General features: G+C 45.8%; 17 protein-coding genes. 16 read left to right on the top strand and 1 reads right to left on the bottom strand.

Annotation, left to right across the window (positions count from 1 at the left end; genetic code table 11):
• Position 1: 1 nt before the first annotated feature.
• The 7 genes from mrdA to LPY66_RS18915 all read left to right on the top strand — a co-directional run bounded on the left by mrdA (position 2) and on the right by LPY66_RS18915 (position 8,569).
• Entirely contained in the window at positions 2-2,080 is a 2,079-nt protein-coding gene (gene mrdA, locus LPY66_RS18945; RefSeq protein ID WP_337985801.1) for a penicillin-binding protein 2, read from the top strand.
• Between the two features lie 266 nt (positions 2,081-2,346).
• Positions 2,347-3,141: a septum site-determining protein MinD gene (minD, locus tag LPY66_RS18940; protein ID WP_337985800.1), complete on the top strand. Its 795-nt coding sequence runs from the start codon at positions 2,347-2,349 to the stop codon at positions 3,139-3,141.
• A 19-nt stretch (positions 3,142-3,160) separates the two neighbouring features.
• On the top strand, positions 3,161-3,451 hold the full coding sequence (gene minE / locus LPY66_RS18935) for a cell division topological specificity factor MinE (RefSeq protein ID WP_337985799.1): 291 nt from the start codon (positions 3,161-3,163) through the stop codon (positions 3,449-3,451).
• A 139-nt stretch (positions 3,452-3,590) separates the two neighbouring features.
• Positions 3,591-4,769 carry a rod shape-determining protein RodA gene (gene rodA / locus LPY66_RS18930; RefSeq protein ID WP_337985798.1) on the top strand — a complete coding sequence of 393 codons (1,179 nt, stop codon included), beginning with the start codon at positions 3,591-3,593 and terminating at the stop codon, positions 4,767-4,769.
• A 143-nt stretch (positions 4,770-4,912) separates the two neighbouring features.
• Entirely contained in the window at positions 4,913-5,656 is a 744-nt protein-coding gene (locus tag LPY66_RS18925) for a murein hydrolase activator EnvC family protein (RefSeq protein WP_337985797.1), read from the top strand.
• Between the two features lie 19 nt (positions 5,657-5,675).
• The gene (locus tag LPY66_RS18920; RefSeq protein ID WP_337985796.1) at positions 5,676-6,533 is read left to right on the top strand and encodes a M50 family metallopeptidase; all 858 of its coding nucleotides are present in this window, start codon (positions 5,676-5,678) and stop codon (positions 6,531-6,533) included.
• 170 nt (positions 6,534-6,703) lie between these two features.
• Entirely contained in the window at positions 6,704-8,569 is a 1,866-nt protein-coding gene (locus LPY66_RS18915) for a TIGR03960 family B12-binding radical SAM protein (RefSeq protein ID WP_337985795.1), read from the top strand.
• Between the two features lies 1 nt (position 8,570).
• Here LPY66_RS18915 and LPY66_RS18910 read toward each other — a convergent pair whose 3' ends face one another.
• Entirely contained in the window at positions 8,571-8,990 is a 420-nt protein-coding gene (locus LPY66_RS18910) for a DUF2935 domain-containing protein (protein WP_337985794.1), read from the bottom strand.
• 114 nt (positions 8,991-9,104) lie between these two features.
• Here LPY66_RS18910 and LPY66_RS18905 point away from each other — a divergent pair, with 114 nt between their 5' ends.
• From LPY66_RS18905 to LPY66_RS18865, 9 genes are all read left to right on the top strand, one after another.
• Entirely contained in the window at positions 9,105-9,842 is a 738-nt protein-coding gene (locus LPY66_RS18905; RefSeq protein ID WP_337985793.1) for a TIGR03936 family radical SAM-associated protein, read from the top strand.
• A 79-nt stretch (positions 9,843-9,921) separates the two neighbouring features.
• Positions 9,922-11,139 carry an Rne/Rng family ribonuclease gene (locus LPY66_RS18900; RefSeq protein ID WP_337985792.1) on the top strand — a complete coding sequence of 406 codons (1,218 nt, stop codon included), beginning with the start codon at positions 9,922-9,924 and terminating at the stop codon, positions 11,137-11,139.
• A 112-nt stretch (positions 11,140-11,251) separates the two neighbouring features.
• Positions 11,252-11,563, top strand: a complete 312-nt coding sequence (gene rplU, locus LPY66_RS18895; RefSeq protein WP_337985791.1) for a 50S ribosomal protein L21 — start codon at positions 11,252-11,254, stop codon at positions 11,561-11,563.
• Positions 11,564-11,605: 42 nt separating this feature from the next.
• Positions 11,606-11,881: a 50S ribosomal protein L27 gene (gene rpmA / locus LPY66_RS18890; RefSeq protein ID WP_337985790.1), complete on the top strand. Its 276-nt coding sequence runs from the start codon at positions 11,606-11,608 to the stop codon at positions 11,879-11,881.
• 76 nt (positions 11,882-11,957) lie between these two features.
• A complete protein-coding gene (locus LPY66_RS18885; RefSeq protein ID WP_337985789.1) occupies positions 11,958-12,455 on the top strand; it encodes a Spo0B domain-containing protein in 498 nt (165 codons plus the stop codon).
• A 121-nt stretch (positions 12,456-12,576) separates the two neighbouring features.
• A complete protein-coding gene (obgE, locus tag LPY66_RS18880; protein WP_337985788.1) occupies positions 12,577-13,854 on the top strand; it encodes a GTPase ObgE in 1,278 nt (425 codons plus the stop codon).
• Between the two features lies 1 nt (position 13,855).
• Positions 13,856-14,146, top strand: a complete 291-nt coding sequence (yhbY, locus tag LPY66_RS18875) for a ribosome assembly RNA-binding protein YhbY (RefSeq protein WP_337985787.1) — start codon at positions 13,856-13,858, stop codon at positions 14,144-14,146.
• A gap of 44 nt (positions 14,147-14,190) precedes the next feature.
• A complete protein-coding gene (gene nadD, locus LPY66_RS18870; RefSeq protein WP_337985786.1) occupies positions 14,191-14,832 on the top strand; it encodes a nicotinate-nucleotide adenylyltransferase in 642 nt (213 codons plus the stop codon).
• Between the two features lie 80 nt (positions 14,833-14,912).
• Entirely contained in the window at positions 14,913-15,167 is a 255-nt protein-coding gene (locus tag LPY66_RS18865; protein ID WP_337985785.1) for an RNA recognition motif domain-containing protein, read from the top strand.
• Positions 15,168-15,203 lie beyond the last annotated feature (36 nt).

Genomic DNA, 15,203 nt, shown 5'->3' with positions numbered 1-15,203 from the left:
GATGGAAGAAAGGAAGCGCCAACCGTACCGGAAGAGACTCGCCGGATTCAGTGCTGTCGTCGTCCTTCTTTTTTTAATATTGGGTTTTCGGTTATGGTATTTGCAGATTGCAAAAGGAGATTATTACTCCGAACTCGCTGCAGGTAACGTCATGAAGACGGTAACGACCTCTGCTGTCCGTGGGGAGATTGTCGATAAAAACGGTGTCGTTTTAGCGCGTAGTATCCCAAAATTTGCGCTGACCTTGGACTGGACGGATCTGCAAAAAACAAACGGGGACTGGAAGAATGTCGTGAAGACACTTGCGGGCTATATCAAGCCTTATTGGCCGTATCCCAACCAGTCGGCCGATTTGATAACGGAAGATATTTTGGTCATGATCCGAAATCAGCAATGGGAAAGTTACCAAACCGTCGTTATTTTGGAAGATGCGCCAAGCCAGCTGCAGGCTGTCATTGCGGAGCACAGCAATGAGCTCCCGGGTGTCAGTATTGAGGCGATAGCGGAGAGAGTATATCCCCAAAAAACCTTGCTCGGCCAAGTTCTTGGTTATGTCCGGGAAATCAGTGAAGATGAAATCATCCAGTTTAATGAGCAGGCTGAGGCGAATGGGGATACCTATGAATATACCCAAGGCGATCTTGTAGGGAAAATGGGCGTGGAGAAAAGTTACGATACGTGGCTGCGCGGGAATCACGGTGTGGAACTCGTCAATGTCGACAGCAAAGCGCGCCCTGTTGACAAAGAGATTGTCAAGGAAGCTGAGCCGGGTAAAACCCTGCAGCTGACAATTGACAGCAAGCTGCAGCGGGTTATGGAAGACGAACTGGACAAAGTTATCAAATCGATCCAAAAGAAACACCCTGACGCCCAAGCCGGGGCAGCGGTGATCCTCAATGTCAAGACCGGGCAAGTGCTGGCAATGGCATCCCACCCCTATATGGATCCTAATGATTTAACGGGGATTATTTCCGAAGAGACTGCAACACGGTATTTCAGCAGTGAGGATGCCGCGTCGTTCAACCGCGCGATCATGGGATTATATCCGCCGGGGTCGACCTTTAAAATGATTACAGCGATGGCGGCATTGGAAGCAGGCGTTGTTTCGCCCAACGACTATTTTGCCGATTCCATGTCCTCATTGGGTCCTCTTGAGGTACAAAAACAGGGGATTGCGGAATGGGGCGGCAATAACTTCGGCAGGGTCAACCTTTATAGCGGACTGGCACACTCCTCCAACATCTACTTTCAAATCATCGGCAGAAGAGTATTTGATAAGGATCCCGAATTGATTAAGAAAATTGCCAATGAATTTGGCCTCGGCGTTGCTTCCGGTATTGATATTCCTAGCGAAGGTACGGGAATAGCCCCATCACCTTCCTGGAAAAAGGAGTATTTCAAACCATACTATGATCGGAAGCACACGGAGAATCTTCAAGAAATCGAAGACAAGTATACTGAACTCCTGGCCAAGGCGAAGGATCAGGATGAAAAGGACGCATTATTACTGCAGAAAGACAATGAAATCACCTTAGAGGACCAAGACTACCAGGGTAAGATCGATTTCTATGTTAACTGGCGGTTATTCGACAGTTTCAACAACTCTATCGGGCAGGGTTATAATTCGTATTCCCTGATTCAGTTGGCAAATTATGTCGCTACGATTGTTAACGGCGGAAACCATTACAGACCCTATGTCGTAGATAAAATTATCGACCCGGTTAGCGGTGAGATATTGCAGCAAAATAAACCGCAGCTGCTGAACAAAGTTTCCGTATCTCAGCAAAACTTGAATGAAATCAAGAAGGCCATGGCGGCCGTCACGAGTGGAGAAGGCACTGCAGCCTGGTTATTCAGGGATGTCCCCGAATTTACAGGCGGAGGCAAGACCGGTACGGCGCAGATCGGCTCAAAAGGAACGTCCGGCGGCGATAATTATAACGGAATGTTTGTTGCGTTTGCTCCTTACGATAATCCGGAAATTGCTTTTGCCGGGGTCGTCGAATACGGCGGACACGGCAGTGAAACAGCAGGTTATGTCGCCAAAGCTGCGTTTAAACAATATTTTGGCTGGAAATAGGAATATATATAAGAATAACCGAGGAATTTGAACCTCGGTTTTCTTTTTTCGCTAAAGGAAATAGTTAGTGGATTGTAGAATCATATTTACCATAAATTCTTTACATAAATTACATTTGAAAAGAGCACCACAATGATGTTTCGAATTATCGTAGCGGTGCAGATAGGTGTGGTAAATGAGGGCAAGGAAAATGTATACTCGTCTGATGTAAATTATTGCTATTATTGTAAAATTCATACGATTACACATGAAAGGCAGGAACAATTATGGGTGAAACGATTGTTGTTACTTCAGGGAAAGGTGGCGTGGGAAAAACGACAACGACGGCAAATATTGGCACAGCTCTCGCTTTTGCCGGATATAGGGTCGTTTTGGTCGACACGGATATCGGGCTTCGTAACCTAGATGTGGTTATGGGGTTGGAAAATAGAATCGTATATGATCTTGTTGACGTCACCAGTGGCAGCTGCCGATTGATGCAAGCGCTTATTAAAGATAAGCGTTTCAGCAGCCTTTATCTCCTTCCGGCAGCACAGACCAAGGATAAAACAGCCGTTAGTCCTGCTGAGATGGAGGAACTCTGCGAAGAGCTTAGGGAAGAGTTTGATTTTACGCTGATCGACTGTCCAGCGGGAATAGAGCAAGGCTTTAAAAATGCTATTGCCGGTGCGGACAAAGCAATTGTTGTGACAACACCGGAAGTCAGTGCAGTCCGTGATGCTGATCGGATCATCGGATTATTGGAAAGTGCCGGGCTTAGAAATCCAAGTTTAATCGTCAATCGGATTAGACAGCGAATGGTGAAACAGGGCGATATGATGGATATTGAGGATATTGTTGATATTCTTGCTATCGATCTGCTAGGCGTTGTACCTGAGGACGAAAAGATCATTATTTCCACGAACCGAGGTGAACCGGCAGTGATGGATGGCGTTTCTCTTGCCGGAGAGGCTTATCGCAGAATTGCCCAGCGGATAAAGGGAGAAGAGGTACCTTTGATGAATCTCGACGTACCGATGACATTTATGGAAAAACTAAAAAAAATAGTCGGCATAAGCTAGGACCGGGGGGGTAATGAATTTGTGGGAATTGTTAAATCGTATTTGGGGCAAAAATAATTCAAGCAGCCGAATTCATGCCAAAGAACGGCTGCGTTTAGTCCTGGTTCATGACCGTGCGACCGTATCTCCTTATTTGATGAATCGCGTTAAAGAAGATCTTCTCAAAACAATAACGAATTATATGGTCATTGATGATACAAAGGCAGAGATTCTTCTTAATCAAGACGATCACGATGTTTGGCTTGTTGCGAAAATCCCAGTTAGAAAAATCAGGCGCGATTATATGGAGCGGGCACAATCGATTTCGTAATTATTGAGCTGACCGGAGAAAATGAGAAAAAATGCGCATATTCGGTATTCCTTGAGTTATTGTGATATAATAATTTTTGGAATAGCACGGATTGCGCTTTTTCTATACTATTACATGTCTTGGCTTGGAGATTGATTTGATGTCGAAGTATAAAAAGTCAGATAGACAATTATTCAGAGGACTCGATTATGGACTGATAGCAGCTGTTGTATTGCTTTTAGGATTGAGCCTCTTAATCCTAAGTACAGCTTCAATCAACGTTATTGCAGATGACCCGTTTCATTATGTTAAAACGCAAATTGTATGGATCGTGACTGGGATTGTGATTGTTGTGGTCTTGGCGGTATTTGACTACGATATGTATAAGAAACTGTCCCCGTGGATTTATGGATTCATGATCATCTTGTTGGTTGCTGTATTTTTCTTTGGAACCGAGGCCAAAGGGGCACAACGCTGGATACCGATTACGTCGACACAAAGTATTCAGCCGTCGGAGTTTGCCAAAGTATTATTAATAGTGACGTTTGCATCCTTTCTCAATACCCGGGAAGGAAAACTGAATAATGTCAAGGATTTTATCCTCCCCCTCTTGTTTGTTCTACCTCCGACCTTTCTTATTTTCCTTCAGCCGGATTTGGGAACAGCAATGGTATTCGGTGCTATCTTTATTGGTATGATGTTTGTCGCGGGCGCCCACCCGATAAAGTTTGCGGCGATTATCTTTGGGGTTATCGCCATTGTGATTCTGGCTGTATATTTTCATTTAGCAACAGACCTGCCGGGACCGCTGAAATATCTCGAGGGTTTGCCTCTTCCGCTGCAGGACTATCAGATCAACCGGTTTATCTCTTTCATCGATCCAGCCAGAGATACGTCGGGGAATGGTCACCAGGTCCTCCAATCCATCTGGGCTATCGGTTCAGGCGGCTTCTGGGGGAAAGGTTATCAGCAGGGTACTCAGGGACAATATAATATTCTTCCGGAACACCATACCGATTTTGTTTTTTCGGTGGTTGGTGAAGAGTTTGGTTTTTTTGGAACATTGATTTTGTTATTTATATTTTGCATGTTATTGCTGCGGATGATAACCATTGCTATGAAATCCCGGGACCGCTATGGCACCTTGATTACGGCAGGCATCGTTTCCATGATCGTTTTTCATGTCTTTATTAATATCGGGATGACGACGGGTATCATGCCGGTGACAGGGATCCCGCTTCCCTTCATAACGTCCGGCGGAAGTTCTATGTGGGCCAATATGATGGCTGTGGGCTTGGTGATTAGCGTGAATTTACGCGGGGACCGACGAATGTTTTGACCTTAAAGAACGTTGACCATGCATAACGTTTACCCTAGAAAACTTTGACCTTAAAGAGCCGTGAGGTTCTTTTTTTTTATGTATCGCATATTTTCTATAAGGGTTGTCTTATTTTAATAAACCTATTAAAGGCGGTGGGCTGGATGGATCCGTTTGAGCGTTGGGATGATTGGGAATTCGAAAAGGCTGCCCGGGAGATTGGACAAAATGGCCATGACAGAGACTATGTCCGGAATAAAAATATGAACCGGTATGCCTATGAAAGAAAGCCCTACGGGACTTTTATAGAAAAAATTAATGGTAGCCAAAAAAGAGTACTGCTTTCTGCCTTTCTATTTTTAGCAATTGTGTTCAGTTCTCAAGGAAGCGATAGTGTTTCCAAAGGGGTCTATTCGGTTTATAAGAGTGGTATGGAAAGCGGAAATTTATATACCGCTTTAAATTCTATGGCGAAAGAAGCTATTGGCATCCAAGATACGGAAAGTTTGCCGGTCAACGCGACAAAACAGGAGATCTTCTATCCGCCGGTTGCCGGAGCAGTCAAAGTTGCTTTTGCGGGAACAGGTCTTGATGGTAAGTCCAGTCGGGGCATCGAGGTCGAAAGTAGCATCGGGACTGCCGTACTATGCCCTCAGGAAGGGGTTGTTCTGGAAGTAACGGAAAGCAGCACATATGGACAAGCGGTACACATTAATTTTGGCAATGGCTGGGAGGGTTTCTTGGGGAACTTTGGTGAGATCAAGGTCGTACAAGGACAGCCGGTGTCCAAGGGGATGACATTAGGTACAGTTGGGATCAGCTCAGCACGGGAAAAGCCTTGGTTTTATTTGGAATTGCTTAAGGACGGAGAACCGGTAAACCCCCTGAATTATCTGATTCAGAACTAAGGGCGACGAGGTGGTTATCATGCAGGTTAAGGTTCATCCGACATTTATTGCCCTTTTGATCGTATGTTTTCTGGCAGGACAGTTTACGAGGGCGCTCCTGGTATTTGGACTGGTTATCCTGCACGAATGCTGTCATATACTCACGGCCAGAGGTTTTGGGATCAACGTCTTACGTGTCGAGTTATATCCCTATGGCGGAACGGCTATCCTCGATGATAGGTATCAAGGAAATAAGAAGGAAGAAACCATTATCGCGTTAGCGGGGCCGGCGTTCAATATCAGTTTATTCATTGTTATTCAGGTGCTTCGCGGTCAGGGCATTCTCATTGGCGAGTGGGCTTTGGAATTGGCGAAGATCAATTTCTGGCTGGCGTCCTTTAATTTGCTGCCTGTCCTTCCTTTGGACGGAGGACGTATTGCTCGGGGGCTATTTGCAGGCGCGTTTGGCTTTATTCCCGTTACGCGTTTTCTTGCAGCTGCAGGAAAATGGACAGGGGGATTTTTTGTTTTTATTGGGTTATTGCTCCAGGCATTTGGTCTTTATATCTATGAACCAACCGTCTTCATCATCCTGGGAATTTTTTTCTGGATCGGCAGCAGCAAAGAAATGGCCAATGCCAGAATTGTTTTTTTGAAGCAGCTGTGCCGCAAGAAGGAGCGGCTCTTTAACCAGGGCTTATTGGCCGGCAATACACTTACAGTCCATCGGGATACGAAGATCAGACGCGTCATCGATGGATTAACCACCGATCATTATAGCCTTATCTATGTCTTAGGTAAGGATGATGTCATCAATCGCACATTCAGCGAGAGTGAAGTAGTTCAGGGTATGATGGATCATGGATTGGATTATCCTGTTTATGACCTGAAAAAATAATCAGTGCTTAATATTCACCCAAAAGGTATAATTTTGTTGATGAATAGATTATCTTACACCGTGATTTTTGTGCCTTATCAGTCGCTGTGCTATAATATACTTTCGATACACCCATGTTATAGTAACCCGATAGCAGCATAAGCATCGGTGCTTAGGAGGTATATATTAAAATGACTGAAAAAACAAAGGAATGGGTACGAGAACGGCTGGACCGCGTTCTCCCGCAAGTAATAAAGCCAGGCCGTTATGTTGGCGGCGAGTGGAATATGATCAAAAAAGACTGGGATAAGACGGATACTCGGGTCGTCTTTGTTTTCCCTGATGTATATGAAGTTGGCATGTCCAATCTGGCATTGCGTATCATTTATGGACTTGTTAATTCATATGAGCACTTTCTTTGTGAGCGGGCTTTTTCTCCCTGGCCGGATATGGAGGAGAAACTGAAAGAAGAAGGCATTCCGCTCTATGCCCTTGAATCGTTTCATCCGATTAAAGATTTTGATATTGTTGCGTTTACGCTGCAGTACGAACTGAGTTATTCCAATATCTTAAATGCGATGAAACTGGGTGATATCCCGCTAAGAGCAGCGGATAGAAAAGCAGGGGACCCTTTGGTTTTTGCCGGTGGTCCTTGTGCCTATAATCCGGAACCGCTGGCACCGTTTATTGACGTGTTCTTTCTTGGAGAAAGTGAAGAACAGTTCCCGAAGATATTGGAAATCATCCGCCAGGCTAAGGAAAAAGGCGCAGGCAAAGATCAAATATTGGCATTGCTCGCACCTGTGCCCGGGGTCTATATCCCATCGTTTTACGAACCGCAGTATAACCCGGACGGGACGATCCATGCAATTAGTCGGAGGGAGGGGACTCCCGACAGTGTACCGGATAGTGTAAAAAAAGCAGTACTTAAGGATTTCAGCACGGCTTATTTTCCGGATAAAGTGATCGTTCCTTATACCGAGGCGATCCATGACCGGGTTATGCTGGAAGTTATGCGCGGATGTACCCGAGGCTGTCGGTTTTGTCAGGCCGGCATGATCTACAGACCGCTTAGGGAACGGTCTCTGGAGGTTTTGCTGCAGCAGGCGAGAGATGCCATCAAAGCAACCGGTTATGAAGAAATATCTCTTGTATCTCTCTCCACCAGCGATTATTCCTGTGTGGGGGATCTCCTGATGAAACTAATGGCAGAAATGGAAGCCAAAGGGGTCAGCGTATCACTGCCATCACTCCGCTTGGACTCCTTTGATGTTCGTATTGCCGAACAGGTCCAGAAAGTGCGTAAATCGGGATTGACCTTTGCTCCGGAAGCAGGGACCCAGCGGCTGAGAGATGTCATTAACAAGGGTGTGACCCAGGAGGATCTGCTTAGAACAACGGAGGCCGCTTTCCGTGGCGGGTGGAGCAGTATTAAGCTTTATTATATGATTGGACTGCCTACCGAAACTTATGAAGACCTTGACGGGATCGTGGATCAAGCCCGAAAGGTCTTGGAATTGTCCAGGAAGGCAGGCAGACGTGGCGCGAAGATCACCGTTTCCGCGAGTTCATTTGTTCCCAAACCGCATACACCCTTTCAATGGGTTGGTCAGGATAGCATGGATGTTTTAAGGGAAAAACAGGAATACCTTCGGCAACGGCTGCGTGATCATCGGATCAAATTCCTTTATCATGATGTTGAGACTAGTTTCCTGGAAGCAGTATTTGCCCGAGGAGACCGGAAAACAGCGGATCTTCTGGAATGGGCGGTTCATGCCGGGTGTAAATTCGACGGCTGGAGCGAACACTTCCATTATGCGCGATGGAAGCAGGGGATGGAGGAAATTGGGCTGGATCCCCATTTCTATGTTGACCGGAAGTATGATTTGGACGAAGTACTCCCATGGGATCACCTTAGTGCCGGTGTCAGCAAAGCATTTTTAACGGAGGAATACGAAAAAGCCCTGGCAGAGGTGGCGACACCCGATTGCCGGGGTAAATGCAGTCAGTGCGGGGTATGTCCAGATTTGGCCAAGAAGGTCATGGTTAATCGCTAAGTCAGACCTGACCGCAGATGGTTTGAGCGATACCGACAAAATACTCGGATTCGCGGATCTGATGTTTGATGACGGACACATAAATCGGATTTGATTTGACGGCGGGGCTGAGACTTAAGAGTTCAAATAAGAATTGGATGAAACGGCCGCTTTGTTCTACACAAAAACTGATGAGACGCAAAACATGGTCTTCCACCGGCTGGATATTACCGTAGCGAACGACGGTCTCGGTTAGCTTGATGACTTGGCCATGTGTTTCGGTCAAGGCATGTTCCCAGTCTTTTAATTCCTCAATATATTTTCGTTCTAAGTTGGAGACCATTTCACGGATCACAATGGTATGTTCATATTCCTGGTGCTTCCAGAAATTAGCCTCATCGAGTAATCGAAGCGGCAAAGCATCACCATACGAAAATTGCACGCGATACACCTCCTTTATCATAATAAGAAGTGTATTCACCTTCGCGTGAAACATGTCATGATGGCGCGAGTATATGATAATAAACTACGGATAACGATCAGAGAGGCGGATACAATGAAAATTAGACTTGCATATACCAAAAAGGGCGAAGCCCGGTATATTGCCCATTTGGATCTGACACGGGTATTGGACAGGGCACTTCGACGAGCCGAGATCCCTGTGGCTTTTTCGGAAGGGTTTAATCCCCATCCCAAAATAGCGTTTGGCCCTCCTTTGCCGGTCGGTGTCGAAGGGGAACAGGAGTATGTCGATATCAGTCTGAAAGAACCCGCAAACGGATTTCGGGACAAGAATGACGAGGACGGCTATATTCAGGATATTGTTCATCGCCTGCAAAGGGAACTGCCTCCGGGGATAGATATTGCCGGCTATGGATTTTGCGCTGCTGGCACCAAGGCGTTGATGGCGGTGATTAATCTTGCCCGATATCAGACAGCGGTCTCATATATAGGAAGTCTCAATCTGGATATGGTTGAGATGATCTGCAACCGTTGGCTTTCGCGGGAACAAGTTATCTATGGTCGCATCCAGCAAGGAAAAAGAATTGAAAAAGACATTCGGCCATATGTTAAAGCAATTATTCCGCTAACGGAGACGTCGATCTGTCTTGATATAGTTACCGGTAATTCCGGGTCGGTAAGACCGGTTGAGGTCCTTGAAAGTCTGAGAGAACTCGAAATGCTGCCCATAGATATCCCGGGAGTCAAAACATCCCGGACCGGCTTGTTTATTGAACAAGCCGATGGAAAGCTGCTTACACCGCTTGAGATTGTAATTGACAGATGCCAGTAACGTCAGGTCCCATTATCATATAAGTTTCAGGTGGATAAGGCACTGTGGCCTCACTGATTCGGAAGGCAGGAAATGATCCATGAAAGAAATTCTGATCACCACCGAAAACAACCAAATCAGAGCGGCTGTTTTGGAAGAAGGCAAACTGGTCGAAATCCTGGATGACCCCGTGCGCGAATTGCGGCTGGCCGGGAATATTTACCGAGGAACCGTTAAGAATGTGGTCTCGGGTATTCAAGCGGCCTTCATCGATATCGGATTGGATAAAAACGCATTTCTTTATGTCGGTGATATCATACCGCCCAATGCTCTGCCCGAACCAATTGAAAATGTTTTAAAGGAAGGGCAGGAGGTCATCGTCCAAGTGACCCGGGAACCAATTGGAAGCAAGGGCGCAAGAGTCACGACACAGTTATCGCTGCCCGGGCGTTTTCTGGTCCTGCTGCCGGATAATGCCGGATATTTAGCGATATCCCAAAAAATTTTCTCGGATGAAGAAAGAGAGCGTTTATTGGGTGTCGGAAAAAACATTGATTTAAAAGATGCCGGCCTCATTTTCCGCACATTGGCTGAAGGTATATCCGAGAAGGATCTGATCGAGGATACGGAAAAACTTCTTGATCTCTACAGGGACTTAAAAGCGAGAATGGGTAAGCGGAGCAAGGACAGATTGCTTTACAGCAGCAGTGATCCTTTTTCTCGTCTCATACGGGAGACGATCGATGAGGATGTAACCCAAATCATTATTGACAATGCGGAATTTGCGGAAATACTAAGGATGCGGCTTCGTGAAGTTGGTTGTACGGCTGCCGGCAAGATTCGGACCGATGCAAAAGGCGGTTTGTTTGAACGCCACACCATTGATGACGAAATCAAAAGGGCGATGAAACCACGGGTTCAGCTTAAGAGTGGAGGCTATTTGGTCATTGAAAAAACCGAAGCGATGACAGTCATCGATATCAATTCCGGTAAATATCAGGGTGAACGTACACTCCGGCAAACACTCCTGAATTTAAATCTAGAAGCGGCATCAGAAATAGCACGACAAATACGGCTGCGCAACGTGAGCGGCATAATTATTATTGACTTTGTTGACATGGAGACCGATTCCGACTGGGATCAGCTTCTCAGTTTATTGAATCAATTGTTCTTAAAGGATAAAGTGCGCTGCCAGGTGATGGGACGAACGAAACTGGGACTTGTTGAAGTGACACGCAAAAAGGAAGGACAGACGCTGGCTGCTCGTTACGGCGGAGAGCACCCAGTTGACAAAATAGCTGGTAAAATGCTAAAATAGCTAGACGTGGTGTCTTCCACCACAACCGCGCTTTTCAGGTAATTAACTGGTTTCGGCCGTTGGCTGCAGACCGACCTACGCAGGCGAGTCTGGGATTGGGAGGTGTAAGAATATGTATGCAATCATTGAAACAGGTGGTAAACAATACAGAGTTCAAGAAGGCGAAGTCCTCAATGTAGAAAAACTTGACGTCGCTGCCGGACAGGTTCTGGACATTAACAAAGTACTGCTTGTAGAGAAAGATGGAACGATTACGGTAGGTTCCCCTATGATCGATGGTGTAACGGTGGCTGTCAAAGTTGTTGAACATGGCAAAGGCGACAAAGTTATTGCTTTTCGCTATAAACCAAAGAAGCACGTTCGCGTAAAAAAAGGTCATCGTCAGCCGTACACAAAAATTGCAATCGAAAAAATCAATGCGTAATTGATATTAACACAGATATGTTTTGTTTAGGAGGTGAACTTCATGGCTCATAAAAAAGGTATGGGAAGCACCCGTAACGATAGAGACAGTAATGCGCAGCGACTTGGCGTCAAGCGTTCTGATGGACAGTTCGTTTTGGCTGGAAATATCCTCGTACGGCAACGCGGTACGAAACTCCATCCTGGCAAAAACTGCGGCATAGGCAGTGATGATACGCTTTTCGCGCTTACCGATGGCTATGTGAAGTTTGAACGTAAAGACAAATACCGCAAGCAAGTCAGTATTTATGCGGAAAACGGGGTCAATCAAGCTCAATAACCGATTTCAGTCATACCCCTGGGTTAGCCCGGGGGTATGTTATTATGTGGAATAATCTATACCAAGGAGAAGAAAGATGGCCGATTTTGATAAAGAGATGCTTTACGAGCAGCTAAATAACTTTCAGATTCAGCGGCATGATTTCCTGAATTTCTTTCAGGTAATCAAAGGATATTTGCAGTTAAAAATGCCGGATAAGGCCTTAAACTATATCGATGATGTATTAGAGGACATTCGTCCGCAGCAGGATATTTATCGTATCGGCAATAAAACGCTCCTTGGACTCCTTCTGGGATGGTATTTTATGTTGCGTTTGAAGGGCATAAAATATAGATTGGAATTTCCGCCGGAGATGAAAAATGAGGAATTTTGGGAAAAACATTGGCGTGAAGAATATGCACAAAGTTTTTTTGGATACACTAAAGAATGTTCAGACATGTCTGTAATGCTCGATCCCGAAGGATATCAAGGGGTTATTCTACTGGGGAGTCTCGAGGGCGGGTTTACCTGTGACTATGGTTTATTTAAGGGAGATACTTGTGTCAAGCAGAAATCATACACCACAGGTCAGTAAATCATAAGGGTGTGCTGCAATTGCTTAAAGTATGACCTGCTGAATTAATATACGGATATGTTTGATGAAATAAACCATGACATAGAAGATGAAGAATGCAAGATGAAACTGAGGGGTATCAATGTTTTACGATCGTGCAAAGATTTTTGTAAAAGCAGGTGACGGCGGAGCCGGTGCGGTTTCCTTCCGCAGGGAAAAGTATGTCCCGCTGGGAGGTCCCAATGGCGGGGATGGCGGCCGCGGAGGGGATGTTATCCTCGTAGCAGACGAAGGGTTAAGGACCCTTGTCGATTTTCGTTATCGCCGACACTATAAGGCTGAACGCGGAGAGCACGGCCAGGGAAAAGACATGCACGGCAAAGGAGCCGATAATTTGATTTTGCGCGTGCCAGCCGGTACGATCATAAAAAATGAGGCAACGGGCGAGATCCTGGCAGATTTAACGAAGCATGGTCAAAGTGTGATCATCGCGAAAGGCGGAAGGGGCGGCCGCGGAAACGCCCGTTTTATGAGTAATACCAATAAAGCGCCGACAGTAGCTGAACGCGGTGAACCGGGAGAAGAGCTTTGGCTTTTGTTTGAACTTAAACTACTGGCCGATGTTGGCCTGTTAGGATTCCCAAATGTCGGTAAGTCGACGCTGATTTCACGTGTTTCAGCAGCCCGTCCCAAAATCGCAGATTACCACTTCACAACCTTAGTGCCCAATCTGGGGGTTGTTGAAGTTGAAGATACGAATTTTGTCATGGCTGATATTCCGGGCATTATTGAAGGTGCGCATACCGGCGCCGGTCTTGGTCATGAGTTTCTGCGTCATGTCGAACGAACGCGGCTCTTACTGCATATTCTGGACATTTCCGGCTCAGAAGGCCGGGATCCGCTGGAAGACTTTCGGATTATAAACCAGGAATTGGCCCTGTATAGTCCGGCCTTAGCGAAAAGGCCGATGCTTGTCGTTCCTAACAAGGTCGATGTCACCGGTTCCGAAGAAAATCTTGAACGGCTCAAGCAGGAATTAGGCGGTACCTATGAAATCTATGCGATTTCCGCAGTGACCGGCGAAGGTATCGAAAAACTTCTGCATCGGATCATTCAAATGCTGCCGGAAACACCGCCTCTTGAATTTTCTGCCAGTCCGGATGAACATCGCCTTGTCAAAGCAGAAAGCGATGCGCGGTTTGTGATCTCCCGCCAGGATAACGTTTATGTCATCACAGGCAAGGAAATCGAACGACATGCAGCGATGGCTTATTTGGATACAGATGACGGCGTGATGCGCTTCCAGAATATCATGAAGGTAATGGGCGTTGATGACGCTTTAAGGGAACGCGGTGTTAAAGAAGGCGACAAAGTGCAGATCGGAAACCTCGAACTGCAATGGTCTGAAGGAGGACGATAGGATGCTGACCGGGAAACAAAAAAGATATTTACGCGGGATGGGGAATGAAATGGAACCAATCCTTATGGTCGGTAAGGATGAAATAACGGATAATGTCATTAAACAGGCGCATGATGCTTTGGAAGCAAGAGAACTAATTAAAGGAAGAGTTCTGCAAAATTGTGCCGATGATCCCAAGAATATTGCCGAAGCATTAGCTGAAGCTGCTCACGCGGACTTAGTCCAAGTTATTGGGCGGAATTTTCTATTGTATCGTCCATCAAGCGAAAAGCCGGTCATTGAGCTGCCATAAAAGAAAAATAAATTATAGAAATTGGGACTGCAGAGGGGATAGAAATGGAAGACCGCGTTCACGCAGCGATCTCAGACGGTAGTCGTCTCGGGATCATGGGAGGAACATTTGATCCAATTCATTATGGCCATTTGGTTGCGGCAGAAACAGCACGGACGGAATTTAGACTGGATAATGTCTTGTTCATCCCAACAGGGATACCTCCGCATAAAGTAAGCCGACACATTGCCGATGCAGAACTTCGTTATACGATGGTCGAATTAGCGATTAAGGATAATGCCAATTTCAAAGTATCACGCATTGAAATAAAAAGGCAGGGACCTTCCTATACGTCCGTCACATTAAGAGAGCTGCATCATATCTTTCCGGAGCAGGAGCTTTTTTTTATTACGGGTGCGGATGCCTTAAAAGATATACTCACCTGGCGGGATGCCGACGAAATTATCCGGACGACGAATATCATCGGGGCTACACGACCGGGTTACGATGCCAGTGGCTTTTTAGAGGAACTGTATGTTCGATTTCCATTTGCCCAGAGTAAAATATTTCAAATGGAAATTCCCGCATTGGCAATTTCATCCACAGATATCCATTTCCGCCTTGAAAATAATAAGTCAATCCGGTACCTGCTGCCGGAAGAAGTACGCTCTTTCATCATGAATAATAATATTTACCGGGATAAATAACATTTGACTTCGAACAGGATTGAATAGTATATTAATAGTTGTTCAATACTATTATCAAAATTATTTTAGAGGTGAATTCCATGACAAAAACCCTGTACGTGGGTAATCTCCCCTGGAGTACGTCTTCGGAGGATCTGACTGATTTCTTTTCCCAATACGGCAATGTCATCGGCAGCAGAATCATTACTGACAGAGAAACCGGACGCTCAAGAGGTTTCGGTTTTGTCGAAGTGGCTGCAGATGATGCTGAGCGCTTAGCTGAAGAACTTAATGGCAGCGAGTTCAATGGCCGTTCACTGACAGTAAACGAAGCAAGACCTCGCCAAACTGTCTAACATTTTTTGGTTAGGGGTTTATGTTAAGATAAATAG

The organism is Dehalobacter sp. DCM (assembly GCF_024972775.1).
Classification (GTDB): domain Bacteria; phylum Bacillota; class Desulfitobacteriia; order Desulfitobacteriales; family Syntrophobotulaceae; genus Dehalobacter.
Note: the sequence above shows the minus strand (reverse complement) of the source record. Positions and strands in the feature narration are given on the sequence as shown.